Source organism: Alcanivorax quisquiliarum, assembly GCF_023051175.1.
In the GTDB taxonomy this organism is placed as follows: domain Bacteria; phylum Pseudomonadota; class Gammaproteobacteria; order Pseudomonadales; family Alcanivoracaceae; genus Isoalcanivorax; species Isoalcanivorax quisquiliarum.
The window spans coordinates 502,252-526,455 of sequence record NZ_JALKII010000001.1 but is presented as its reverse complement, the minus strand read 5'-3'; the positions used below and the strand labels follow the sequence as shown (position 1 = coordinate 526,455).

The window sequence follows — 24,204 nt, the reverse complement described above, 5'->3', positions numbered from 1 at the left end:
GCCATGCCGATGCGCCATATACGCGAGCGCGAGTGCATCGTAATGTGATCCGATTATAGTGCTGCGCCTCGGCGCAGGAGGGCGGAATGGACTGGCTGATGATCGTGGTGACCGCATTGCTTTCGGCATTGCTGACACTGACGGCCCTGGCACTGTGGATGAACCTGCACATACGGCCGCGTGTGGCTCAGGATCTGGAAACGCTGCTACGCCAGCAGGCGGAGATAGCTGCGGATCTGATGGCGGCGAAGGTCGAAGAGGCGGTGCGGCGGGGCATTGTCGACGGCGTGACGGCATTGCCGACACGAGAGGTGTTGCAGGGCACGACACGCAATATCGCACGCACCAGTGTGGAGATCGTCGAAGACCGGCTGGGCTCGCTGTTTGGCCGGCGCAAGCCAAAGCCCTGAACTCAATGCCAGAGCAAACGCGAGACCAGCAAAGTGAAGCCGGCGCTGGCCAGCAGCATAGCTTGGGTTGTGGCGCTGATTGCGGCGGCCACCGGCAGCACGCTGGTAAGCGTGCCCAGTGCGGCCAGCAGCAGCAACAGGCCCGTGATGATGCCAGCGGCATCAAGCCGGCGTGCACGGCGCATGTCCTGCTTGAGCAGCAACAGCTCAGCGAGAACCTCTTCTTGCAACAGACGCTGGTGCGCCACTTCGGTGGCGAGCGCGTCAACTTGCTGCGGCAGGCCCTGCAGTCGGCCAAGCCACTGCGGATCTTCCCGCCGCAGCACGGCCAGCAAATCGTTGAGGCGTACGTGATCGTCAAGCCAGTTACGAACGATGCTCCAGAGGCTGAATTCGCTGATGGTCGTGGCCAGCACCGCGATGCGATCTTCCGGGCCGAGAATGCGGATCTGATCGGCCTCCGGCAGTGGCGCGTTTGGCGACAGCGCCCATTGCAGCATGGCGCCCAGCGTGCCCCTGATGCGCACATGCACATAACCGTCGAAGTCGGGCAGCACTTCCACACCGTCTTCGTAGATCAACAGATAGAGTACGGCGTGCGGGCGTTCCGTGCGCACACGGACGGCGGTGCCATGCAGGCGTTGCAGACGATCACGCGCCCGGGGTTCATGGGCGATCGCCTGGTTGATCAGCGTTTCCAGTGCACCCAGCATCAGGAAGCGGGTGACGGAGGATGAATGGTTTTCCATCGGTTCTTGCCGAGAGCCTCCACAGGCTTGAGGGTAAAGAGTGTTATGCAACACGCAGCTTGTCGGATCAACCCATGATTGGCGTGAAATCCCGACAGGGAGCCTTACCTTGGGTAATCGTGCCGTTATACTACCGCCAGCGCCGGCCCCGTCATTGGCCGGAGCCCCCGGCATCAACGCCACATCGGCGGTCGGGTGAGGCGGGTCGGGAACCGGGGGTGCGCGGTGTGCCAGGCCAGGGCTGGTCAGCCATGTGGCTGAGCCACAATCCTCGGGAAGGGGAGCAACGTTAGTGGAATCTCTGTTTTCGCATCCCGATTTCTGGAAATACGCCAGTATTCCGGTGGTCGCAGCCATTGTTGCGTGGGCCACCAACTGGTTGGCCGTGCAAATGACGTTTTACCCGATCAGGTTTATCGGGATACCACCCTATCTCGGCTGGCAGGGGATCATTCCGGCCAAGGCCGAGAAGATGTCCGGCATCCTTGTGGATCAGACCTTGTCCAAGATCGGCAGCGTGGACGAGTTTTTCCAGCAGATGGAGCCTGAAAAGATCGCCGCGCACCTGACGCGCAGTATTCAGGGCCGGATCGAGGAATATACCGATGAGGTCATGGCAGAGCGCAACGCGGTGTTGTGGGAAAACCTGCCGTTGCTGGTGCGCCGGCGGGTTTACAGCCGGGCACGGCGCGCTGTGCCGCAAGTCATGGACAACATCGTCGACGATATCAGCAAGCGTGTCGAGGAGCTGGTTGATCTCAAGCACATGATCAGTGGCCAGATGCGTGAAGACAAAGCGCTGATGGTCAAGATGTTCCGCGAAGTGGGCGATCCGGAGTTCCGCTTTGTGACCAACTCCGGCCTGTATTTCGGTTTCCTGTTCGGCTTGATCCAGATGCCACTGTTTATCCTCTGGCCGAACAACTGGATTCTGCCTGTGGGCGGCTTCTTGATCGGTGCGGCCACCAACTGGCTGGCGTTGAACGTCATCTTCCGCCCGGTGCGCCCGGTGCGGATCGGGCCGTTACGCCTCCAGGGGCTGTTTTTGCGCCGGCAGAAGGATGTAGCGGAAAGCTTTGCCCGGCTGACCACCAGCGAGGTGGTCACGTTGCGCAACATCATGTATCAGGTCATCAATGGCCCGCGTGCCGACCGCACCAAGGCGCTGATCAAGCGGCACCTGCGGCCGCTGCTGGAAGGCGGCGTAGTGCGCACCGCGGCGCAGCTCACCGTCGGGCCGGGCGGGTATGCGGATCTGAAAAAAGCGGTGGAAGAGAAGGCGCTGGATCTTGCTGTGGTGCCGTTCGAGGACGTGGAGTTCAACCGCGAGCGCGGAGTGATCGTCGAGCGCATCATGCGCGAGCGGATGCAGGAGCTGTCATCAGAGGAGTTTCAGGATTTGTTGCGGCCAGCCTTCCAGGAGGATGAGTGGATTCTCATCATGGTGGGCGGGGTGCTCAGTTTCATGGCCGGGCTGGTGCAGCTGCTGCTCGTGTTCGGCTTGCACTGATGGCGCCGTTGCAGGTGTTCTGGCTGATGTTTGGCGCGGCGCTGTTGTCGTCGCTGGTCACCTTGAGCGTGGTTTTTCTGGTGGTGCATTTCTATTCCGCACCTCGGCTTGAGCAAAAAGTGGATGCACGCTTGCAGCAGGGCGCCGACGAGCTGGAAGAGCGGCTGCGCCAGCGCGTCCTGGGCTTGCTTGGCGGCGGCCGTGCCGTGAAGGATCTGGCCCGCGGGATAGGGCTATTCGGTGGTCGCCCGTCTCCCGGCGACAATGAGTCGCCAAAGCCAAAGCCTGAAGCCTGAAGCCTGAAGCCTGAAGCCTGAAGCCTGAAGCCTGCCGGATTGTCAGACAGTTTCCTGGTGTCCTCCTCTTGAATCTCGTTATACTGCCGCCATATAGCAATTGCGCTGATTGCTGGTTGTTTGTTTTGACTTGATTTTTGAATTTCTGTTTTCCGCATTGTGTCGACTTGTGGAATTGCATCTCGGAGATAAGCGATGTCAGACCGCAAGCATGATGATGAACTGAAGGAAATCGGAGAGGAGCGGCCGAAGTCTATCCGCTTGGGTAGTGGCCCTCTAGATCTGAGGAAATATACCCATCAGATCTGGCTGGCTGGTCTGGGTGCCTTTGCCAAGGCAGAGGAAGAGGGCAGTCGGTTTTTTGACAATCTGGTGGATACCGGGCGCGACCTTGAATCCAAAACCCGTGACAAATCCGAGTCACGAGTGGAAGAGATCAAGGAGCGGGTACGCAGTCGCACCGGTGAGACGATGGAAAAGATGGAAAAGGCGTTCGACGAGCGGCTGAACAAGGCGTTGTCGCGTCTCGGAATTCCCAATAAGCGCGAAGTGGAAGCGCTACAGCGGCGAGTTCAGGAACTCACTGCTGCGCTGGACGAAATGTCCAGTTCCACGCCTGAGGCCGGCGCTGAGAAGCGCAAGGATGCCAAAGGCAAAGGGTAATGATGTTGTAGCGCACACCGCTATCCCCTTAGTGGTGTATTTTCCGGGCCTCACCCTCTGAGGCCCTTTTTTTTGGTTTATCGCCGATTTCCGCAGCGCCTTCTACCGGTGGGTTTGACCTCTTGAGCTCGGGTTGCATGGTTTTTTGGAGCGAGCGATGCCGGACAAGGAGACGCTAGCGACGCTGGGTGGCAGGGCCGTCTGTCGGTGGCCGACCGCCGTTGAACACCAGCCTCGTCGAGTGCATCAATAACACCAGCATCAAGACGATCGAACGCCGGACTACGTCACCGGGATCAGGAGTACTCCTTCCTCGAGATCCGCGCCGCATCCCCTGGCATTCAGCGATAAATATTTTTTATTCGCTTCGCTCACCCTTCGGGCCAGCCAGCGGCTGGTTTGCGCTTCGCTTGTCATTTGATAAATGTCTTGGCTGCGCGCTGTCGGCGGCTTGTGCGATGTCGTTTGTTTCATATCTTCCGGCGCATGTACGGGGCGCCAATGCGCGGCGCGCTGCCCGGCGTGGTGGCGGCGAACGCGCTACGGGGCTGTTCGCGTAAACAGGGGCCGTTTAGTGCTTGTACGGACACAGGGCTTGAAGTGATTAACAGGGCGAGCGGCGGGAGCCCAGATGGTTCTCAGAAAGAAAAAGCCGCTCTGCGAGAGAGCGGCTTTTTATGGGGCTGTAGCGCACAACGCCCTGGAGGCTATTGCCTTCCTTTTTTGAACGAGCCCTGGCGATCTCCGCTATGGCTGTTCGGTGTATTTTCCGAGCCCCTTGGTGCTGCTGGCGTCACCGCTATCAGGCACTGAGGTCTTGTTGGTGCAACTCAGATACTACTCGGTTCGTACCGCTGTGCAACCGGGAACAAAATGATGGCTTTCGTTTCCTGAAGGCGGAAGGTGGCGTCCCGATTGCACTTTGCGATCAAAAAAGCGACAAGGCGGCGAGGGCCCGGCCAGATGGTGGTTCCACGGGCTTGGCAGGCTCTTTTCAACAAAGTTGTCCACAGATTCTGTGGACAAATTGGTGCTTGGGCGCAGTGTTTTGTGGAGTTGTACACATTATCGAGACGTTTTTGAACGGCTCTCACTTAGTAGCGGAACCTGAGTTTCTGCTTTCCTTTCCTTCTGTAAGTCTATGTTATATATGCGATTTTGGTTTTTGAGGCAAAAGTGTCACCTTTCGTTACGGTAACACCTTTTCCGGGCAGGAAAACTTGTGAACGAATTGTCCACTATTTTATCCACAGGGCGTACCTGGAGCGCCGGCAGCTGCAGAAAAGAAAGCAGTCGAGGGGCCGGGCTGCGGGGTGCGTGCGAAGACGCTGTATGGGAAGAGGTTGTATCAAAGATATCGTATGAAGCGTCTGTCTAGAGATGCTGTGTGACGAGGCTGTACAACGAGGCTTTATCTAGAGGCCGCAGAAACGAAAGAAGCCCCGTACCGGGGCTTCTTCGTCAATCAGCAGTGATCAGAAGCGGTACTGGCCGCCGTCGATCCCTTGCTGGATCTCCGGGGTCAGGCGCTGGTAGCAGTCTTCCCCGGGCAACAACACATAGACAGGGTCGTTGTGTTTGGTGAGGTCATATTTTTCTTCCTTGAGCTTGTTTTTCTGGTGCTTGAACGTGCCGGTGGTATCCACCGCAGCCTCTGTCACCCGCAGGAACACCGGTATGGCGTAGGGGGGCAGCTCGCGCTTGAGGTGGGCACATAGCGTTTTGAAATCAAAGGACGCGTGCGCTTTGGCCAGGCGCACCTCGGCCATCCCCGCACGGCCGTTGGTGTTCGGGATTTCCACGCCGTACACCACGGATTCGATGACATCATCGGCGCCGTCCAGGATCTGCTCGACTTCCGTGGTCGAAACGTTTTCCCCTTTCCAGCGGAACGTGTCGCCCAGGCGGTCAACAAACTGTGCGTGTTTGAAGCCGATGTCGCGCATCATGTCGCCGGTGTTGAAATAAGCGTCACCCTTGCGGAACACATTGCGCAGGATGGAGCTCTCCGTTTTATCCTTGTCGGTGTAGCCGTCAAAAGGTGTCTTGTCGGTGATCTCGCCAATCAGCAGCCCGGCTTCCCCCTTGGCTACCTTGATCATGTGGCCGTCCGCGCCGAGCACCGGTTCATCTTTTTCCTTGTCGTATTTGATGATGGCGTAGCCGACAGGTGAAAAGCCCACGGTGTTGTCGAAATTGAATACGTTCGTGAACGCGACGTTGCCTTCCGACGAGGCATATAGTTCAACCACACGGTCGATGCCGAAGCGGGCCTTGAAATCTTTCCAGATGCTGGGGCGCAGCCCGTTGCCGACGATGACATGTACGCGGTTGTCGGCATCGTTGGCCTTGGCCGGCTGCTCGTGCAAGTAGCGGCACAGCTCACCGACATAGGCAAAGGCGGTGCAGTTGTATTTCCGCACATCGTCCCAGAAGCGGCTGGCCGAGAAGCGGCGTGCAAGCACCAGGCCAGCGCCTGCGGCAATCGCGGAGGCCCAGCTGATGACCATGCCCGTAGCGTGATAGAAGGGCAGGGTGGAATACATGCGGTCGTCTTTTTTCAGGCGCACGGCAGCAAAGCCAAAGGCGCCATACGCTTTTTCCCAGCGGCCATGATTGAACACGACCGCTTTCGGCAGGCCGGTGGTGCCGGAGGTATAAATATAGAATAGCGGGTCTTTCAGGAAGATACGGTTTGCCTGCTCGGGATTCTCCGAGGAGCAGTCGCGAATTGCATCGGCAATATTATGATAGCCGGCCGGCACGCTGCCGGAATCTTCCAGTGTGTCCTGATCGGCCCAGCAGTAAAAACGATCGCTGGCAAGTTCCAGCTGATCGCGCACTTCGTTGATGGCGTCGGTGAGCTCGGCGCCGATCAGAGCCGCCTTGGGCTGCACCAGGTTGAAGCTGTGTACCAGCACCTTGCCCCGTTGCGATGTATTGATCAGTGCTGAGCAAACGCCGATCTTGGCCGCGCCCACGACTGTCGCGAGCAGCTCGGGGCGGTTCTCGATATCGACAGCAATGGAATCGCCTTTTTTCAGGCCGATGGATGACAGGTAGTCAGCGACACGGTTGCTCCAGGCGTTGAACTGACGATACGTCAGGTGGGTGTCCTGGTAGACGACAGCGGTGCCGTCGGGGTTCATTTCTGTGGCGCGTTGAATGGCCAGCCCCAGACCAATCGGTTTGTTCGGGTCCGAAAATTTCCCCATCTTCGAACCTTTGATCAAGCCTGGCAGGTTGCTGAAAACCATGGGCAGGCGAGAAAGCAGCTTGGGCAACGTAATAACGTCGGCGTTGCTCATAGGATCTCCGTTTTTATTGGCACTGATAGCAAGCACACCCGGGAGAATCATCCGATCCTCTGCCGGGCACCACAAAGGAAGTGCAAGAACCACGCTGCCGTTTGGCAGCTGGTGAACCATGTGATTGTAATCGCATGGTGGGCAACGTCCGGTGACCGATATCGGTGACCGATCAGTTCTGTGCCGCCATCACGAAGGGTGGCCGTGACGGCGGCACATTCGTCTCCGCAGGACGCGTTAACATCCGGTCAACTTTGGCTGCTAACCTTAACTGGCCGGCCCCTCCTGAGCAAGTTCGGTGCTGTCTTCGGTCGATATGGCTTCGGTCGATATGGATAGCAGTATTTGTTTACTTTTCACTTGATCACCCGCGCTGACATTTACTGCGGCAACAATGCCGTCAGCATCTGCCTTGAGGCTGTGTTCGATTTTCATCGCCTCCAGCAGCACAAGCACCTGGCCTTTCTGCACCGTGTCGCCTTCTTTACACATTACATCCAGCACCGCGCCGTCCATGGGGGCACGGATCTGGCCGCTGCCGGCACCGCCGGAAACGTTCGGCGCAGCGTAGGTGTGATCTTCAATGCACCAGGCAAGCCCAGGCCCGGCCAGCCAGACGTCACCTGCAACCAGTGTGGCTGAGAGAGGCTGCAAAATGCCGTCTATTTCCACCTGTTGCTGATCGACGCTCAGGCGGACGTGATGGGCTTGGTCATTGATGCGCACGGTCAGCTTGCCGCGCTCATCGGCGCCCACCACAACATCCTGCTTCAACCCATCGCTCTGAAGATGCAGCCGCTGCTCGGCCAGGCCGCCGCCGCGTGAGGTGAGGCCGCGCTCCGTCTGCCCATAATTGTGACTGATCAGTGCTGCCGCGACCGCCCAGTCCTGGCTAGTCGGCGCGATTGTCTCAAGGCTGGCATCAGCCGCAAACTCGTCACCGATAAATGCGGTGGTGGCAGAGCCGTCAGCAAAGACGGGATGGCGCAGGATGGCGGCCAGAAAGCGGCGGTTATCGTGAACGCCGAGCAGTTTAGTATCTTCGATCGCACGGATCAGGCGCCGGCGTGCATCGTCGCGTGTATCTCCCCAAGCGATGATCTTGGCCAGCATCGGATCATAGTGGCTGCCAACGTTATAGCCTTCACGCAGGCCGTGATCAATGCGCACACCATCGCCACTGGCGGGCTGCCAGCGTAGTACCGGCCCGGTTTGAGGCAGAAAACCCGCTGCCGGGTCTTCGGCATAGAGGCGCACCTCGATGGCGTGGCCGTCAAGCTTCACCTGTTCCTGTGTCAGCGGCAGCTGCTCACCACGTGCGACACGAATTTGCCAGGCCACCAGATCCTGCCCGGTGATCAGTTCTGTCACCGGGTGCTCGACCTGCAAGCGCGTATTCATTTCCAGGAAATAGAAATCGCCGCTGGCGTCGAGCAGAAACTCCACGGTCCCTGCGCCAAAGTAATTGCAGGCACGCGCCGCTTGCACTGCCGCTGCACCGATGCGCTCGCGCAGTGCCGGATCGACGGCGGGCGAAGGCGCTTCTTCTACCACCTTCTGGTGGCGGCGCTGTACGGAGCAGTCACGCTCGCCGAGATGGATCACGTTGCCGTGTCGATCGCCGAATACCTGAATTTCGATATGGCGCGGGCGCATGACGGCGCGTTCAAGGATCAGCTCATCGCTGCCGAATGCGTTGCGTGCTTCGCTGCGCGCACTGCGCAACTGCTCGGCAATGTCGGCACTATCGGTGACGACGCGCATGCCACGGCCACCGCCCCCGGCGGATGCCTTGATCATCAGTGGCAGCCCGATGCGCTCTGCCTCGGCCATCAGGCTGGCATCGTCCTGTTGTTCGCCTTCATAGCCGGGGATGCAGGGCACACCGGCTTCTTGCATGGCGATCTTCGACAGCCGCTTGGAGCCCATCAGATGAATCGCATCGACCGGCGGGCCGATGAAAACGATGCCGGCCGCCTCACAAGCGCGCGCAAAATCGGCATTTTCCGACATGAAGCCGTAGCCGGGATGGATGGCGTTGGCACCGGTTCGGCGCGCTGCATCGAGAATGGCATCGACGTTGAGATAAGACTGGCTGACGGTGGCAGGGCCAATACAGACGGCTTCATCGGCTAATGCCACATGCAGGGCTTCCCGGTCAGCGTCGGAAAATACCGCCACTGTCCGGTAGCCCATGTCGCGCGCCGTCCGGATGACACGGCACGCAATTTCGCCACGGTTGGCGATAAGAATCTTGTCAAAGGCGGAGTTGACGGCCATATGTGTGCCCATTTTATTCAGCCCATTTCGGGAGACGTTTCTGAACGAAGGCCATGGTGCCTTCGCTGCCTTCTTCGCTGGCTACGGCGTTGGCAAAATCACGCGCCGCCTGATCCAGTAATTGATCCAGCGGCTGCACCAGTGTATCGAGCACCAGCTGCTTGGTGACGCGTGTGGCATGCGGGGCGCAGCGGCGAGCCTGTGCAAGTGTTTCCGCCAGGCGTTCATCAAGCTTTGCTGCAGGGACCGCCTCATGGGCGATGCCCAGCCGAGCGGCTTCCGCGCCGTTGAAACGGGCGCCGGTCAGCGCCAGGCGCCTGGCCTGCGTCAGGCCGACACGCTGTACCACGAAGGGTGCGATCTGCGCAGGGATGACGCCCAGGCCAGTTTCCGGCAGGCCAAACTGTGCATCGTCGGCGGCGATAGCTACATCTGATACGCACGCCAGCCCGAAGCCGCCGCCGAGTACTGCGCCTTCAAGCACCGCGACAATAACCTGCGGCTGCGCATTGGTTGCGGTAATCATTTCGCCGAAGCGGCGATTCAGCATATAGAAGGCGTCGGACTCCCCACTGGCAAGCTGTGCGCGTGCGCCAGCCATATCCTTGATGTCGCCGCCAGCGCAGAAATGCCCGCCGGCGCCGCGCAGAACGATCACGCGTACGGCGGGATCGTCGGCTACTGCTGCGAACACTGCCATCAGCTCGTTGACCATGGCCAGGCTCATGGCATTGCGGCTCTCGGGCCGGTTCAGCGTCACGCGTAAAACCGGGCCGTCCTGCTCCAGCAAAAGTGTCTGTGTGTCTGGCAAAGACATACTCTTTTCTCCTTGCAGTGCAAAGCGCGCCGCTTATTTCTTTTTCTTGCCGGGCAAGATGTCCATGGTCTTGCAGATGATGCCAAGCATGATTTCGTCGGCACCGCCGCCGATGGACGCCAGCCGGCCGTCGCGCCATGCACGTGAGGCAGGGTTGTCCCACATGAAGCCGTTACCGCCCCAGTATTGCAGGCAGGAATCTGCGACTTCGCGTGACAAACGCCCGGCTTTGAGTTTCGCCATGGAGGCCAGCTGGAGCACGTTACCGCCATTGACATATTCTTCACAGGCACGATAAACCAGGCTGCGCAGCAGCTCGACTTCGGTTTTCAGTTCGGCCAGGCGGAAATGCACGCTCTGGTTGTCCAACAGCGGCATACCGAACACCTGGCGGTCGCGGGTATATTCAATGGTCGCGTCGATCAGGTTGTCGTAGCCGCGCAGCCCCGATGCTGCACCCCACAGGCGCTCTTCCTGAAACTGCATCATCTGCATCATGAAGCCCATGCCTTCCTGGCCGACCAGGTTGCGCTGGGGTACGCGCACATCATCGAAGAACACCTGTGCGGTCTGGGATGAGCGCATACCCAGTTTATTCAACGGTTTGTCAACGGTAATGCCGGGTGCGTCAGCCGGCACAATGATCATTGATTTGTTCATGTGCGGCTTGCCATCCGATGTGTTGGCCAGCAAGCAGAACCAGTCAGCGGTCGGCGCGTTGGTGATCCACATCTTGGTGCCGTTGATGATGAAGTCGTCGCCATCCTTGCGCGCGGTCGTCTTGATCGCGGCAACATCGGAGCCGGCATGTGGCTCACTGACGGCAATGCTCGCAACCATCTCGCCGGCGATGGCCGGTGCGAGATAAGTGCGGCGCAGCTCATCAGAACCGAATCGAGCCAGTGCGGGGGTGGCCATATCGGTCTGCACACCGATCGACAGCGGCACACCACCACACAGGCAATTGCCGAGTTCTTCGGCAATCACCAGCCCGTAAGAGTAATCCAGGCCCAGGCCGCCATACTCGGTGGGTTTGGTGACGCCCAGCAGGCCAAGGTCGCCCATCTTCTTGAAGACTTCATGAGTGGGGAAGGCGCCTGCCTCTTCCCATTCTTCCACATGCGGGTTCAGTTCTTTTTCGATGAACTGACGCATGGTGCGGCGCATTTCTTCGTGTTCTTGCGTAAACAGCATGATGTTCTCCTGCGGATCAGAGGCGGGCGACGCCAAAGGTGTTGGGGTTGAGAGGACGAGCGGCTGCCTCGCGGCAGATATCCATCACGAATGCGACAATCTGGCGCGTGTCGCGAGGATCAATAATGCCGTCGTCCCACATCTGTGCGGTGCCATAAAGGGCGGTAGATTGGCTGTCCAGCTTCTGGGCGGTGCTTTGTTGCAGCATGTCGAGCACTTTCTCGTCGGGCTCGATGCCCATGGAGCGCTGTTTCTGCTCGGCTACGATGCGTAGCACCATGCCGGCCTGCTGGCCACCCATGACGGCGACGCGACTGTTGGGCCAGGCAAACACGAAGCGTGGGTCAAGGCCGCGGCCGCACATGGCGTAGTTGCCTGCGCCGTAGGAACCACCGATCAGGATGCTCACTTTCGGTACCCGAGCGTTGGCTACCGCCTGAATCATTTTTGAACCGTGCTTGATGATGCCGCCCTGTTCGGGCTCGGTGCCCACCAGAAAGCCGGTGGTGTTATGCAAGAACAGCAGAGGGCGATTGCTTTGATCGCACAGTTGAATGAACTGGGCTGCCTTGGCTGCGCCCTGATGAGTGATGGGGCCATTGTTGCCAATCACACCGACCGGGTAGCCTTCCAGATGCATCCAGCCACACACAGTGCCGCTGTCCCAGTCGTTTTTGAAATCCAGGAACGCAGAATCATCAGCGATGCGAGCAATGATTTCCCGCACGTCATAGGGCTTGCGCGGATCCGCCGGCACCACGCCGAGCAGTTCTTCGGCTGCATAGCGCGGCGGCTGAAAGCTTTTTTTCTCTCGGGCGGGTAGTTGATCTGCCCAGCCAAGGCTGGCAACGATCTCGCGTGCGATACGAATTCCGTCCGCGTCGTTCTCGGCCACATATTCTGCTGTGCCGGCGACAGTAGCGTGCATCTCGGCGCCGCCAAGCTCTTCGTCGGTAGCGATTTCGCCGGTGGCCGCTTTGAGCAGAGGCGGGCCGGCCAGAAACATTTTCGCCTGCCCGCGCACCATGACACAGTAATCAGACAGGCCGGGTTGGTAAGCGCCGCCTGCGGTCGCATTGCCATGCACTACCGTGATCTGCGGGATGCCCATGGCGGAAAGGCGCGCCTGATTGGCAAAAGTGCGTGCACCTTCGACAAATATCTCGGCGGCATAGTTGAGGTTGGCGCCGCCGGATTCCGAGAGAGACACGATCGGCAACTTGTTTTCGCGAGCGATTTCTTGCAGCCGCAAACTCTTGCGCAGGCCGGCTGGTGTAATGGTGCCGCCCTTGATCGCCGAGTTGCTGGCCGCGATCAGAGCACGGGTGCCGGCCACATACCCGATGCCGGCAATATTGCCACCGCCGGCCTCGGTGCCGTCGCGGTCGTCGTGCATCATATAGCCTGCCAGTGGTTGCAACGGCAGAAACGGCGAGCCGGGATCAAGCAGGCGGGCCACGCGTTCGTGTGGCAGCAGCTTACCGCGCTTCTCGAAACGCGCCCGCTGGCTCTCGGATTTCTCCACGACCTTGTTTTCGATCGCCCGGAATTCCTCCACCGCCTTGAGCATTGCCTCTCGGTTCTGGTTGAACTCGTCATTCAGGACATCCAGCTGGGATTCAATGACCGGCATTGTCGTCATCCTCAGAATTTTCATTGAACAGCTCCGGCGTAACGGCCCGGTGAAAGCCATCGTACGGCTTGCTGTTGTTGTGATCCGGCAGCGGGAAAATGGCGATGTTGCCTTGTGAGGCCGCACCATCAATGCGCACGGTGTCGCCACTGACAAATGCCGCTGCGTCAGAAAGCAGGAAGCAGATCACCGAAGAAACCTCGGCTTCCTCGCCCATGCGCTTGAGCGGCACAGCGGCACGAAGTGTACGGATGGTGCTCTTGAAGCTTTCCGGATAGGTATCCATGCCGCTGGATGCAATCCAGCCTGGCGCAACGGCATTGACGCGCACGCCGGCACAGCCCCATTCAAACGCGGCTGTTTTGGTAAAGTTGTCCATGCCGGCGCGGGCTGCACCGGAATGGCCCATCCCCGGCATACCGCCCCACATGTCGGCAACAATATTGACGATGCTGCCACCGCCACGGTTCATGCCCTGAATGAATACCTCGCGCGCCATCAGGAAACCGCCGGTGAGGTTGGTGCGCACCACGGCTTCCCAGCCTTTCTGGTTGATCAGCGCCAGTGGTGCGGGGAATTGCCCACCCGCGTTGTTCACCAGCCCGTGCACATTGCCGACCGCCTTGTACACGGCGGCAACGGTTGCCTTGACGGCTTCTTCTTCACGAATGTCGCAGGTGAACCAGAGCACTTTGCCGCCATCTTCGATGATCTCATTTTCGACATGGCGAAGTTTGTCTTCCTTGCGGCCGATCAGGATGACCTGCGCGCCAAGGCTGGCCAGTTCATGAGCGGTGCAGCGGCCGATACCGCTGCCCCCGCCGGTGACAATGATATTGCGTCCGGCAAACAGGTCAGGGCGGAATACTGAACGGTAACCCATCGTTGGCTGGCCTCTCTTATTTGTTCAAGGTGGAATAAAGTGTGTCGGAAACAGGCACCGGGAAATCCAGCAGCTGTTGTGCAAATGCCTTGCCCTGCGGATCAATACGGACAGACGCCATGCCGCCGCCGCCCAGCGAATTCTTGAGCAGGAAATTGAAGGCGTTGAGGCCCGGCATGTACCAGCGCTGCACGCTGCCATGCTCGGCATCCAGCGTGTGGCGCATGAAATCGGCCACCGCTGATTCGGTAAGCGCGGCAGACAAGTAAGGCAGATAGCTCGGATCACGAGCAATCACACCGATATTGGAGTGGCTGCCTTTGTCGCCACTGCGGGCCCACGCCAGTTGCACCAGAGGCACAGTGTGGCTGCCGGCATCAGTGGCTGGCGTCGGCGGTGTGTCTTGCGGCAGGCTGGCAATATCCAGTGGCTGCCCCGCAGGCACGGCGACGTCAATGCGCTGCCCGGCGATGTCGATATGGTTGGTGACCTTCTCTTTGCTCACCAGCGTGGAGAACAGGCGGATGCGTGGCATCGGCTTGGGCCGGCCGCCGACAATTCCCGTCAGGCCCGGCGCCATGCCCGTTGCCGCCTGGGCGATCTCGCGGCCAAAAATGGCCAGCGCTTTACGGTCATTGTGAACGGCGCCGATTTTCACCACCACTTCGCGAGTGTCGTTGCGCCGGCCCTGAGCGCCGTAGGTGGCTTCGGTGCCGAGCAGCTCGACGGACACATCGCGGAAATCTTCCATACCCAGCTGTTTGAAGATGCCGCGCACTTTTTTCAGGATTGCATCCGCAACGGCCTGGCCTTTGCGCGGCGCATCGATGCCGCCGATAAGGAAGCTGGCGGTGATGCGCTGCCCGTCAGGCCAGGTGGCCGATACCTTATATTGATCGGTGGGCGGCAGCCCGCGTGCGCCGCTGACGCGCACCCGGTTGTCGCCCACCTGCTCCAGTGTCACCTGGGTGAAATCGCACACCACGTCCGGCAGCAGATACGCGCGCGGGTCGCCGATCTCGTAAACGATCTGCTCGCCCACGGTCGCGGTGCTCACCAGCCCGCCGGTATTGTCCGGTTTGGTGATGATGAAACTGCCGTCTGCATGGCACTCGGCTACCGGGAAACCCATGTTGAAATAATCCGGCACCTGCTCCCAATCGGTGAAATTGCCGCCGGTGCACTGCGCGCCGCATTCGATCACATGGCCGGCCAGAGAGCCTTGCGCCAGTTTGTCGTAATCGGTTTCAGACCAGTTGAACTCGTGCATCAGCGGGCCGAGGGCCAGTGCAGAGTCGGCAATGCGGCCGGTCAGTACGATATCCGCGCCGGCATCCAGTGCCGCCTTGATGGGTAGCGCGCCCAGATAGGCGTTCATGGTGACGGTGAAGGGCGGCAGTGGTGCACCGGTTTCCATTTCGCGGGCGTCACCCAACTCGCCCCGGCGGGTATTGAGATCGTCACCTTCGACCAGCGCGATTTTAAGATCCACGCCGGCGGCGGCGAAAACCTCTTCCAGCGCCTTGCGGCACGCCTGCGGGTTTACGCCGCCAGCGTTGCTGATCACCTTGATGTTTTTTCCCTTGATCTCTTTTGCCAGCGGGGCCATCACCTGGGTGACAAAATCATGCGCATAGCCCATGGCCGGGTCTTTCATGCGCGCGCCGGCCATGATCGAAAGAGTCACCTCGGCAAGATAGTCGAATACCAGGTAATCGAGTTCGGTCTGGCGCACGAGCTGAAAGGCGGCGGTATTGGTGTCGCCCCAGAAACCAGCGGCACAGCCGATACGGATGGGTGCGGAGGTCATGGCCTGCTCCTTGTTGCTGGCGGCTTCAAGGCACCAGCGTGGGTCTTTTGACGAACAGAGAGCCGGCGGCTTGTGCCGGCTCAGGTTAGTTCGGTAAGCTACCAAGCAAGCGCTTGGTCTGTAAAGGCCTGCGGCACCCGTTACCTGACCAGAGTTGTCGCCATTGAGCGGAACGGTCAGGGCCGCGTGCCGGTGCGTACACGCCGTGATGGCGAGGCTTTCGATAAGGCGGGCGGGCTTCGGCGCGCCCGATACAAGGCAGGTGACAGGCATGACCCAGTTGACAGGCATGGCCCCGGATCAGGCGACACAGATCTACGGAATGGACGATTCGCCGCGAGGCAAGCTGCTCAGTGCGGCGGCCCGATTATTCCGCGACAAGGGCTTTGATCGCACCACGGTGCGAGATATAGCCCGTGAGGTGGGTATCCAGAGTGGTAGTATTTTCCATCACTTCCCCACCAAGGAAGATATCCTGTTTGCGGTAATGGTGGAGGTGATCCGCTTCAATACTGATCGTTTGCGGCGCGCACGGGATGCGCACAGTGATCCGGTGGCGCAGTTGCTGGCGCTGGTGCGCGGTGAGCTGCAATCCATCATTGGCGACACGCGCGAGGCGATGAGCGTGCTGGTGTATGAATGGCGCTGTCTCTCGCCGGAGAAGCAGGCGCAGACACTGGCGCTACGTGATATCTATGAGACACTGTGGCTGGATGTGTTGAACAGGCTTCATGCCGAGGGTTATTTCAGCGACGATCCAGTGATCATGCGGCGCCTGATGACAGGTATGTCCAGCTGGACGAACACCTGGTTTGATCAACAGGGCAGCCTGCGGCTGGATGATCTGGCGCGGCTTATCGTGCGCCGTATCGTAGGTGAGGCGTCATTGCCGGAGGTGAGCAGCACATGATCGGTAATGTGACGGCATGGGGCCGCCGTGGTTACACCATTCTGGAGGAGGGGGATCTGGATCCGGTGACGCGCATGTTGCGAGTGCGCCATTATCTCGTCGCCGACCGCAATGGCGAGACCGTGCCGCAGCGTTTTCCAAGCCTGGAAGTGGCGCGAGCCTATATAGAAGCACTCGAGGAGCAGTAGAGGGGCAGTGGCCGCAGCCATTCGGCGCGGGAAACCCTCAGAAAAACAGCAGGTTGCTCATGTTTTGGTCAGTTATGTGCAGTTTTGGCTGTTTATCATCCAATCGTTATTATTTTTTTACATGCAGAGCAGAAAGGCGTTGACAGCGGGGCCGAAAGCCCTAGAATGGCGGCCTCTTTCGGGTGGTTAGCTCAGCTGGGAGAGCACCTGCCTTACAAGCAGGGGGTCGGCGGTTCGATCCCGTCACCACCCACCAGTTTCCATAACTGGAAACCGGTTCGAAGCAGCACTTTCGAAACCGGAGTAGTTCAAGAGTGGAGCGGTAGTTCAGTTGGTTAGAATACCGGCCTGTCACGCCGGGGGTCGCGGGTTCGAGTCCCGTCCGCTCCGCCACTCTTGCAACGCGTCACCTTCCTTTTTACTTTCCCTGTAGTCTGTTCCCTGCCGCCCGGCGGCGCCTGCGGGAACCGATACGTCATTTTCCTGTCATATTCTCAAGTGCATCATGATGCACGTGGCCTGGCTGTTTCTGGCCTGGCTATGGAATACCTGAACTAAAACAAGGAGTTTCACAATGGACGAACTGATTGACGAGCGCCTGGAAGAGCGCCTCTGGCTTGAAGCGCTGGATGACGCTGAAGAAGAATGCTTCCTGGGTGAGGACGACGGCTTCGAGCTGTAGTCTTCACCCCCTCCTGCCATGCTTGTGTAGCCGCTGGCTGATGCTTTTGCTGTAACAGATTTCCCTTCCGTTTCTTCTTTTGATCTCTGTCACAACCCCGTATCCGATCAGGTCTTGCGCGTTGCCGGATGGCTGCGAGCAACCTTTTCTTTATCTGCAATGCAAGTCACACTCTTCGCAAGAGGCCTGATTATAATCGGCGAGCCAGCCCGGGGGGCTGACGGCATGCCGGGCGCTGCCAAGGGGCGCTCGGATCAGGCCCGATAATAAAGAGGCCGACAATAAGGGATTTCAAGATGAGCCTGTCATCCGTCACGTCTGAGGCCGTGCTTTTTTTCGATGAGCGTGGCGTCACCAAGAGTATGCTTTATTCTGATTTTGAAGCGATTCTTGATGGCATGGTGGGGGTTCCCGAGTTTGCCGATACTGAAGTTCGTGGAGCCTACACGCTGGTCGATTCACGCCTTCAGATATTGGGGATCGTGCTGTTCCTGATTGATTTCGACGAAGACGGCATGGCCGACACGTCCTGGAATATTCCGTTGCGTCACTTGCTTGAACACGCCGGTCCCGGCCCGGATATGGGTATCGGCCCGATCCGCCTGGCTTGTCGCAGCCAATGCCCGGTTGCCTGGCACCAGGAGCAGCTGTGGGATCCGAGCATGAAGCCGGGCGCCAACGATTTTGTATTCATTCGCGATACCCTGCGTGAGCGGGGGCGCAAGATGGGCTTGTTTGTGGACGACTCAGGGCCGGTGGCGGTTGCCATGCCGGTGCAGGTAACGCCGACAGTGGCTCAGATTCCCACCGTGGCGCCCGCAGCGCCGGAGCCGGCGCGGCAGTCCGAGCAGGAGCGGCTGAGATTGGCGCGTGCTATCAAGGAGCTGCGCCTGCGCGTGCAGACGATGGAGAGCAAGCATCGCGATGAAGTGGCGCAGCTGCGCTATGCCCACCAGCAGAAAGAAGAAATTCTCAGCACCCAGCTGGAAAAGGTGCTGATGCAGTTCAAGACCCTCAAATCGCAAAATGCCGCGTTGAAAGAGCAGAACGTATCGCTCAAGGAGCAGGTCGAATCACTCAATAGCAGCCTGGAGGAACAGGCACGGCAGCACGCTTCTCAGGGTAGCGAAATCGAAATTCTCACCGAGCAATATCGCCGTGCGCTGGCGCAGCGGCTGGAAGAAGAGCGTGCGCGGCTGACCGAGCAGATGCACGGCAAGGAGCTGGAGGTGCTGGATCGCGAGGAGCGGATTGCGGCGCTGGAAGAGGAGCTGCAGGATGCCCGGCGTGAGCAGATCCGCATGGCGAACAGTGGTGCTCAGAAACTATTAGAGAAGTTGCAAGCGCTGGGGTTGAATTTCATCGCGTTTCATCCGGGTGCCGGGCATGTCTCCATCAGCGCCCAGGAAATTTCCGATTACATGCAAAACCCCTTGGCGTTTGCAGCGCGAAAATGCCTGGTCACCGAAGAGCATTACCGTGCCTGGTTGCGTCACTACGAGAGCCCGGTATGTCAGGTTGCGACCAGCGACGGCAGCGCCTGTGGCAAGCGAGTGATCCGCGTTGATGTTCCCAACCAGTTCAAGCCGGGGGTTTCCGACCGCAATTCCAATCGTTGCCCCAATTGCCGCTCGGATGTGGCGATCGAAAACGTACTCAAGTTCAAATAATTTCATATAGCCATCATTGAAGGCAGGTTCTGGTACGAATCCTGCTTGTCTGGGGGTGGCGGGTGGCGTGCGCCTTGGGGAAGATGGCGCCGCCCGCCAGGTGTTTTATGGCGGTAAATAAGGAGAATAACGGCTATGTCCCAGGGGACGTCCATCGACAAGCGTCTGCTGCAGACATTTGTGCCTGTCAACGCACTCAGTGGTGAGCATCTTGATCGACTGCTTGATCTACAGCAGGTGCGGCATTACCGGCGGGGGGAGGTGCTGTTTGATGTGGGTGACACCGATAACATGACGGTCTATCTGCTCAGCGGGGAGGTCACGCTGGCAGATGTCGAGGGCGGCACGCAGGAAGTCAGTGCCGGCGGGATCGAATCCTGGCACCCGCTGGATCATTGCCAGCCACGGCGCCGGCGAGCCACTGCGGCCACCGATGTGTCAGTGGTCTGTTTCGACAGTGCACGGCTCGATGCGTTGCTGGCGTGGGATCAGTCGGTACGGTTTGTGATGCACGATATCCAGGCCAATGCTGCGTATGAGAGTGATCGCGAATGGATGACCAGGCTGCTGCGTTCACGGCTGTTCTATCGCGTGCCGCCAGGCAATATCTTCGAGATCTTCCGGCGGCTGCGGCAGCGCAAGCACAAGGCGGGCGAGGCCATCATCCACCAGGGTGAGGAGGCGGATTGCTGCTTCATCATCAAGGAAGGGATGTGCGAGGTATCGGTGCGTGCTCCTGGTGCGCTCGAAGCCACCCCGGTGGCGATCCTGGAAACCGGCCAATGGTTCGGTGAAGAAGCATTGCTGGCGGGTGCGCCGCGCAATGCAACGGTGAGCATGGCGACCGATGGCGTGCTGATGCGCCTTGATCGTCCCGATTTTGACCAATTGCTGCGCGAGCCGGTGGTGGATCAGGTGGGGGCGGATGAGGCATCACGCCGTATTGCCGAAGGTGCCCGGTGGCTTGATGTGCGTACCGCCGACGAGTATGAACAGCAGCATCTGCCCGGTGCGCTGAACCTGCCGCTGAGCGTGTTGCGCCTGAAAAGCCGGTTGCTGGACCCCTCGCGCCCCTATATTGCCTACTGTGATACCGGCCGCCGCAGTGCATCCGCGGTATTCCTGCTGCGTAATGCGGGTATCGAGGTACAGGTAATGGAGGGCGGGCTCAACGGGAATCCGCTGCTGGCAGGGGCTGCTGGCTGACGCTGGCGGGGTACAAGCGGCGCCATCGCTGGTATGATCTCCCGCGACATGGAAGGCTCCTGAGCGGTGGACAAGCCCTAACCAGACACGAGGTACCCGTGCCGCGCGAGATGTTTCGTAATATCGGCCTGGTGGCCCGCGCCGGTGGCGAGCAGGCGCTTTATTCAGTGCGTCAGCTGGTGCACTTTCTGCAACAGCGTGGCTGCCACATCATCATCGAACACACCTTGCAGGCGGATATTGGTGATCTCGGCCTGCAGGCGGGCACACGCAAGCAACTGGCGCAGTCCTGCGATCTGGTCATCGTGGTGGGCGGCGATGGCTCGCTGCTGGGTGCGGCGCGCACTTTCGCCGGCTTCGACGTGCCTTTGCTCGGCATCAACCGGGGGCGGCTGGGATTTCTCACCGATATCCTGCCCTCGGAGCTTGAAACGCGCGTCGGCCAGGTGCTGGATGGTGAGTACACCACCGAATATCGCTTCCTGCTGGATATGGAAGTGCGGCGGCGCGATGCGATCATCGGCCGGGGCAGTGCCCTCAACGATGTTGTGCTGCTCTCCGGGGACAGCGTCCACATGGTGGAATTCGAGCTGTTCATCGACGGTCTGTTTGTTTACAAGCAGCGCTCTGACGGCCTGATCATTTCCACCCCCACCGGCTCTACCGCATATGCACTCTCCGGTGGTGGGCCGATCATGCACCCGCGGCTGGATGCCATTGTGCTGGTGCCGCTCAATCCCCATACCTTGACCAGCCGCCCCCTGGTGGTGGATGGCAACAGTGATATTCGTTTGCGCGTGACCACCCATCGCCTGCACCCGCTGGTCAGTTGCGACGGGCAGGATGGCGTGCGTGTGCAGCTGGATGACGAAATTCGCCTTGGCAAAAAGCCGCAGCGCCTGAAGCTGCTGCATCCGCCGGGGCATGACTTCTACGAAGCGTGCCGCTCCAAGCTTGGCTGGAGCAGCCGCCTGGGTGACGCCTGATCGTCACCCCCTGACGAGGCCCACTTATGACACAGGATTCGACGCCCCGGGATTTCGCCGCGCTGGTGGACAGCATGAGCATGGAAGTCTGGCACAACATGCGGCGAGCAGTGGAAACCGGCCGCTGGCCGGACGGCCGCCGCCTCACTGCCGAGCAGCGCCAATTGAGTTTGCAGGCCGTGCTGGCGTGGGAGGTTCGCAACGAGGTGCCCGAGGATCAGCGCACCGGGTTTGTGCCGGTGCCCGAATGTGACACCGACGATCCGCAGACCGAGCAGCCCGTTGACCTGCGGCCCGCGAAAGGGGGCTCCCATGCGTGACGGACAAGCTGATCTGATCCGCCTGGCGGATTACCAGGCACCGGTATTTCATGTCCCGCGCACGTCGCTGGACGTGGCGCTATACGATGATTACAGCCGCGTCACGACCACGCTGGAGCTTGAGCGGCGTGCGGATGCCGATCCCGCGGCGGACTACGTCTTCGACGGTGTGGAGCTGGCGTTGTGCCGGCTGGAAGTGGACGGACAGCCGTGGCCGAAGGCGCAATATGACTACGATGGCGAGCGACTGGTGATACGCGGCTTGCCGGAGCGCTGCACGCTGCTCACCGAGGTGACGATCAAGCCGCACTTGAATACTGCGCTGGAAGGGCTGTACATGTCGCGTGGCATGTTCTGCACCCAATGCGAGGCGGAAGGATTTCGTCGCATCACTTTCTACCCGGACCGGCCGGATGTGCTGAGCCGTTTCGTGACCACCATACGGGCCGACAAGGCGCGCTTCCCGTTGCTGCTTTCCAACGGCAATCCGGTCGCCCGCGGCGAAGAGGCCGATGGCCGGCACTGGGTGACCTGGGAAGATCCGCACCCGAAGCCCAGCTATCTTTTTGCGCTGGTAGCGGGCGATCTGGCCTGCCTTGAAGACCAGTACCAGACCGGCTCGGGGCGTACTGTTTCCTTGCAGATCTATGCAGAGCCTCGCGATCTGGACAAGCTCGATCACGCCATGCGCTCATTGAAAGCGGCGATGGCCTGGGACGAGCGCGTTTACGGGCTGGAATACGATCTGGATATCTACATGATCGTGGCGGTGAGCCATTTCAATATGGGCGCGATGGAAAACAAGGGCCTGAACATCTTCAATACCGCCTGTGTTCTGGCGCACCCCGCAACCACCACCGATGCGGGTTTCCAGCGCGTCGAATCGGTGGTCGGCCACGAGTATTTTCATAACTGGTCGGGCAACCGGGTAACCTGCCGTGACTGGTTCCAGCTCAGCCTCAAGGAAGGCCTGACAGTATTTCGCGACCAGTGTTTCTCGGCAGACATGAATTCTGCCGCCGTGAAACGGGTGGAAGATGTCGATGTGCTGCGGGCGGTGCAGTTCCCGGAAGATCAGGGGCCGATGGCGCATCCGGTTCGGCCGGCGGCCTACCAGAAGATTGATAACTTCTATACCGTGACGATCTACGAAAAAGGTGCCGAGCTGGTCCGCATGCAGCACGAGCTGCTGGGCGCAGAGCGCTTTCGCGCCGGCACCGATCTGTATTTCCGCCGCTTTGATGGCCAGGCCGTGACGACCGATGATTTTCTCGATTGTATGGCGGAAGCGAGCGGGCTGGATTTGCAGCAGTTTCGCCGCTGGTACGATCAGGCCGGCACGCCACACCTTGCTGTGCAGGGGCATATCGAGCAAGGCGACTATGTGCTGACATTTCGCCAGTGGACGCCACCGACGCCAGGCCAGCCGGATAAACAGCCATTAATGATGCCAGTGCGCCTTGCCTTGTTCGGGGCTGACGGGCAGCGGCTGCCGTTGCCGGATGGCAGCACTGAAACGGTGCTTGTGCTGACGCAGGAAGAGCAGAGCTTCCGTTTTCCGCTGCACGGCCAAAAAGAGGCGCCGGTGCCGTCCCTGTTGCGCGGTTTTTCTGCTCCGGTGGAGCTTGATTACGCTTTCACTACCGAGCAGCTGCATTTTCTGCTGGCGCATGACGACGACGGCTACAGCCGCTGGGATGCGGCGCAGCGGCTATACCACGCTGCTGTCACGCGGTTGCTGAGCGTGCCCGGCGAGGCAGTGCGCGCTGCCGCAGAGGATGAGGCAGCGGCGCTGGCGCCGGCATTGCGGCAGGTGCTTGCGCGGGCGGATGACGATGCCGCCGCCGCGGCATTGCTGCTGACGCTGCCGAGCGAGCAGGCGCTGGCGGATCGGCTGCCCGAGCTGGATGTGGATGGGGTGCATCGCGCCCGTGAGGCGCTGAGGGCTGCCATCGGCGAGCAGTTGAGCAGCTTGTGGTGGCAGGCGGAGCAGAATAATACGCTTGCAGGCCCTTATCGGCCGGTGGCGGCAGATATTGGCCGCCGTAGCTTGCGCCACTGCGCGCTCGCGTATCTCGCGGCGGCCGGCGACGCCCGGCTGGCGGGCCACTTGACGGTATTGTTTCAGCAGGCTGATAACATGACCGATCAGCTCGGCGCGCTGCGTCTGTTGGTGCATTACGGCCTGCCAGGGGCAGACGAGGCGCTGGATGCCTTTGCCCGGCAGTGGCATGACGAGGCGTTGGTGATGGATCAGTGGTTCACGGTGCAGGCCACCGTGCCCGGCGAGACCACGCTCAGCCGCGTGCAGGCACTGCTGGCGCATGAAGGTTTTGATTGGCGCGTGCCTAATCGCGTTCGTGCTGTGCTGGGTGCCTTGGCCAACGCCAATCCGACCGCGTTCCATGCGGCCTCAGGTGAAGGGTATCGGCTCTACGCTGATGCACTTGGCAGGCTCGATGCGGTGAACCCGCAAGTTGCCGCCAGAATGGCCAATGCCTGCGCCCGCCTGCCGCGGCTGCCAGAAGGGCGCCGGGCGCTGCTCGGCGGCGCCTTGCGCGGGTTGCTCAAGGTACCCCGGTCAGCCAATCTGACCGAAGTGCTGGAACGTATTCTCGCCAGCTCATCCTGATGGCAAGGGGCGGGCCCGGCGCGCTGTTCGTCGAGCCTGCCCAGGCGCAAGCTGCCG

20 protein-coding genes and 2 tRNA genes are annotated in these 24,204 nt (G+C 60.0%); 13 read left to right on the top strand and 9 right to left on the bottom strand.

Features of this window, described 5'->3' with window-relative positions; genetic code table 11:
• The first annotated feature begins 86 nt into the window (after window positions 1-86).
• Window positions 87-410: a hypothetical protein gene (locus MU846_RS02405; RefSeq protein ID WP_246947875.1), complete on the top strand. Its 324-nt coding sequence runs from the start codon at window positions 87-89 to the stop codon at window positions 408-410.
• 2 nt (window positions 411-412) lie between these two features.
• On the opposite strand, the gene MU846_RS02400 is transcribed toward MU846_RS02405, so the two are convergent.
• A complete protein-coding gene (locus MU846_RS02400; protein ID WP_246947872.1) occupies window positions 413-1,159 on the bottom strand; it encodes an SCP2 sterol-binding domain-containing protein in 747 nt (248 codons plus the stop codon).
• A gap of 292 nt (window positions 1,160-1,451) precedes the next feature.
• Here MU846_RS02400 and MU846_RS02395 point away from each other — a divergent pair, with 292 nt between their 5' ends.
• The 3 genes from MU846_RS02395 to MU846_RS02385 all read left to right on the top strand — a co-directional run bounded on the left by MU846_RS02395 (window position 1,452) and on the right by MU846_RS02385 (window position 3,628).
• Entirely contained in the window at window positions 1,452-2,669 is a 1,218-nt protein-coding gene (locus tag MU846_RS02395; RefSeq protein ID WP_246947869.1) for a DUF445 domain-containing protein, read from the top strand.
• Window positions 2,669-2,965 carry a hypothetical protein gene (locus MU846_RS02390; RefSeq protein ID WP_246947866.1) on the top strand — a complete coding sequence of 99 codons (297 nt, stop codon included), beginning with the start codon at window positions 2,669-2,671 and terminating at the stop codon, window positions 2,963-2,965. Before MU846_RS02395 ends, MU846_RS02390 begins: the two co-directional genes overlap by 1 nt.
• Before the next feature lie 195 nt (window positions 2,966-3,160).
• Window positions 3,161-3,628 carry a phasin family protein gene (locus tag MU846_RS02385; protein ID WP_246947862.1) on the top strand — a complete coding sequence of 156 codons (468 nt, stop codon included), beginning with the start codon at window positions 3,161-3,163 and terminating at the stop codon, window positions 3,626-3,628.
• Window positions 3,629-3,910: 282 nt separating this feature from the next.
• Here the strand turns inward: MU846_RS02385 and MU846_RS02380 are convergent, their stop codons facing one another.
• The 8 genes from MU846_RS02380 to MU846_RS02345 all read right to left on the bottom strand — a co-directional run bounded on the left by MU846_RS02380 (window position 3,911) and on the right by MU846_RS02345 (window position 15,553).
• Window positions 3,911-4,102 carry a hypothetical protein gene (locus MU846_RS02380; RefSeq protein ID WP_246947858.1) on the bottom strand — a complete coding sequence of 64 codons (192 nt, stop codon included), beginning with the start codon at window positions 4,100-4,102 and terminating at the stop codon, window positions 3,911-3,913.
• A 1,001-nt stretch (window positions 4,103-5,103) separates the two neighbouring features.
• A complete protein-coding gene (locus MU846_RS02375; RefSeq protein WP_246947856.1) occupies window positions 5,104-6,936 on the bottom strand; it encodes a long-chain-acyl-CoA synthetase in 1,833 nt (610 codons plus the stop codon).
• Window positions 6,937-7,203: 267 nt separating this feature from the next.
• Window positions 7,204-9,216 (bottom strand): acetyl/propionyl/methylcrotonyl-CoA carboxylase subunit alpha, encoded by a 2,013-nt coding sequence (locus tag MU846_RS02370; protein ID WP_246947853.1) that lies wholly within the window; start codon window positions 9,214-9,216, stop codon window positions 7,204-7,206.
• 13 nt (window positions 9,217-9,229) lie between these two features.
• On the bottom strand, window positions 9,230-10,033 hold the full coding sequence (locus MU846_RS02365) for an enoyl-CoA hydratase/isomerase family protein (RefSeq protein WP_246947851.1): 804 nt from the start codon (window positions 10,031-10,033) through the stop codon (window positions 9,230-9,232).
• Window positions 10,034-10,066: 33 nt separating this feature from the next.
• A complete protein-coding gene (locus tag MU846_RS02360; RefSeq protein WP_246947850.1) occupies window positions 10,067-11,227 on the bottom strand; it encodes an acyl-CoA dehydrogenase family protein in 1,161 nt (386 codons plus the stop codon).
• Window positions 11,228-11,243: 16 nt separating this feature from the next.
• A complete protein-coding gene (locus MU846_RS02355; protein ID WP_246948279.1) occupies window positions 11,244-12,860 on the bottom strand; it encodes an acyl-CoA carboxylase subunit beta in 1,617 nt (538 codons plus the stop codon).
• Window positions 12,847-13,743 carry an SDR family oxidoreductase gene (locus MU846_RS02350; RefSeq protein ID WP_246947849.1) on the bottom strand — a complete coding sequence of 299 codons (897 nt, stop codon included), beginning with the start codon at window positions 13,741-13,743 and terminating at the stop codon, window positions 12,847-12,849. Before MU846_RS02350 ends, MU846_RS02355 begins: the two co-directional genes overlap by 14 nt.
• 16 nt (window positions 13,744-13,759) lie before the next feature.
• Entirely contained in the window at window positions 13,760-15,553 is a 1,794-nt protein-coding gene (locus tag MU846_RS02345) for an acyclic terpene utilization AtuA family protein (RefSeq protein WP_246947847.1), read from the bottom strand.
• A gap of 271 nt (window positions 15,554-15,824) precedes the next feature.
• Between MU846_RS02345 and MU846_RS02340 the strand changes: the two genes are divergently transcribed.
• The 9 genes from MU846_RS02340 to pepN all read left to right on the top strand — a co-directional run bounded on the left by MU846_RS02340 (window position 15,825) and on the right by pepN (window position 24,147).
• Window positions 15,825-16,463 carry a TetR/AcrR family transcriptional regulator gene (locus MU846_RS02340; protein ID WP_246947845.1) on the top strand — a complete coding sequence of 213 codons (639 nt, stop codon included), beginning with the start codon at window positions 15,825-15,827 and terminating at the stop codon, window positions 16,461-16,463.
• Window positions 16,460-16,651, top strand: a complete 192-nt coding sequence (locus tag MU846_RS02335) for a hypothetical protein (protein WP_246947843.1) — start codon at window positions 16,460-16,462, stop codon at window positions 16,649-16,651. Before MU846_RS02340 ends, MU846_RS02335 begins: the two co-directional genes overlap by 4 nt.
• A gap of 180 nt (window positions 16,652-16,831) precedes the next feature.
• Window positions 16,832-16,907, top strand: a tRNA-Val gene (locus MU846_RS02330).
• 60 nt (window positions 16,908-16,967) lie between these two features.
• Window positions 16,968-17,044 (top strand) — tRNA-Asp (locus MU846_RS02325).
• A 585-nt stretch (window positions 17,045-17,629) separates the two neighbouring features.
• Complete coding sequence (locus tag MU846_RS02320; protein ID WP_246947841.1) at window positions 17,630-19,003, top strand: hypothetical protein; 1,374 nt, start codon at window positions 17,630-17,632, stop codon at window positions 19,001-19,003.
• A gap of 135 nt (window positions 19,004-19,138) precedes the next feature.
• A complete protein-coding gene (locus MU846_RS02315) occupies window positions 19,139-20,209 on the top strand; it encodes a cyclic nucleotide-binding domain-containing protein (RefSeq protein ID WP_246947839.1) in 1,071 nt (356 codons plus the stop codon).
• A gap of 98 nt (window positions 20,210-20,307) precedes the next feature.
• Entirely contained in the window at window positions 20,308-21,195 is an 888-nt protein-coding gene (locus MU846_RS02310) for an NAD(+) kinase (protein ID WP_246947837.1), read from the top strand.
• A 26-nt stretch (window positions 21,196-21,221) separates the two neighbouring features.
• Entirely contained in the window at window positions 21,222-21,515 is a 294-nt protein-coding gene (locus tag MU846_RS02305) for a DUF1315 family protein (protein WP_246947835.1), read from the top strand.
• Window positions 21,508-24,147: an aminopeptidase N gene (gene pepN / locus MU846_RS02300; protein WP_246947834.1), complete on the top strand. Its 2,640-nt coding sequence runs from the start codon at window positions 21,508-21,510 to the stop codon at window positions 24,145-24,147. Before MU846_RS02305 ends, pepN begins: the two co-directional genes overlap by 8 nt.
• The last annotated feature ends 57 nt before the right edge of the window (window positions 24,148-24,204 follow it).

Coding starts and splice junctions, on each gene's coding strand:
- MU846_RS02405 (WP_246947875.1), top strand. CDS start 87: ATGGACTGGCTGATGATCGTGGTGACCGCATTGCTTTCGGCATTGCTG.
- MU846_RS02400 (WP_246947872.1), bottom strand. CDS start 1,159: ATGGAAAACCATTCATCCTCCGTCACCCGCTTCCTGATGCTGGGTGCA.
- MU846_RS02390 (WP_246947866.1), top strand. CDS start 2,669: ATGGCGCCGTTGCAGGTGTTCTGGCTGATGTTTGGCGCGGCGCTGTTG.
- MU846_RS02385 (WP_246947862.1), top strand. CDS start 3,161: ATGTCAGACCGCAAGCATGATGATGAACTGAAGGAAATCGGAGAGGAG.
- MU846_RS02380 (WP_246947858.1), bottom strand. CDS start 4,102: ATGAAACAAACGACATCGCACAAGCCGCCGACAGCGCGCAGCCAAGAC.
- MU846_RS02375 (WP_246947856.1), bottom strand. CDS start 6,936: ATGAGCAACGCCGACGTTATTACGTTGCCCAAGCTGCTTTCTCGCCTG.
- MU846_RS02370 (WP_246947853.1), bottom strand. CDS start 9,216: ATGGCCGTCAACTCCGCCTTTGACAAGATTCTTATCGCCAACCGTGGC.
- MU846_RS02365 (WP_246947851.1), bottom strand. CDS start 10,033: ATGTCTTTGCCAGACACACAGACACTTTTGCTGGAGCAGGACGGCCCG.
- MU846_RS02360 (WP_246947850.1), bottom strand. CDS start 11,227: ATGCTGTTTACGCAAGAACACGAAGAAATGCGCCGCACCATGCGTCAG.
- MU846_RS02355 (WP_246948279.1), bottom strand. CDS start 12,860: ATGCCGGTCATTGAATCCCAGCTGGATGTCCTGAATGACGAGTTCAAC.
- MU846_RS02350 (WP_246947849.1), bottom strand. CDS start 13,743: ATGGGTTACCGTTCAGTATTCCGCCCTGACCTGTTTGCCGGACGCAAT.
- MU846_RS02345 (WP_246947847.1), bottom strand. CDS start 15,553: ATGACCTCCGCACCCATCCGTATCGGCTGTGCCGCTGGTTTCTGGGGC.
- MU846_RS02340 (WP_246947845.1), top strand. CDS start 15,825: ATGACCCAGTTGACAGGCATGGCCCCGGATCAGGCGACACAGATCTAC.
- MU846_RS02335 (WP_246947843.1), top strand. CDS start 16,460: ATGATCGGTAATGTGACGGCATGGGGCCGCCGTGGTTACACCATTCTG.
- MU846_RS02320 (WP_246947841.1), top strand. CDS start 17,630: ATGAGCCTGTCATCCGTCACGTCTGAGGCCGTGCTTTTTTTCGATGAG.
- MU846_RS02315 (WP_246947839.1), top strand. CDS start 19,139: ATGTCCCAGGGGACGTCCATCGACAAGCGTCTGCTGCAGACATTTGTG.
- MU846_RS02305 (WP_246947835.1), top strand. CDS start 21,222: ATGACACAGGATTCGACGCCCCGGGATTTCGCCGCGCTGGTGGACAGC.
- pepN (WP_246947834.1), top strand. CDS start 21,508: ATGCGTGACGGACAAGCTGATCTGATCCGCCTGGCGGATTACCAGGCA.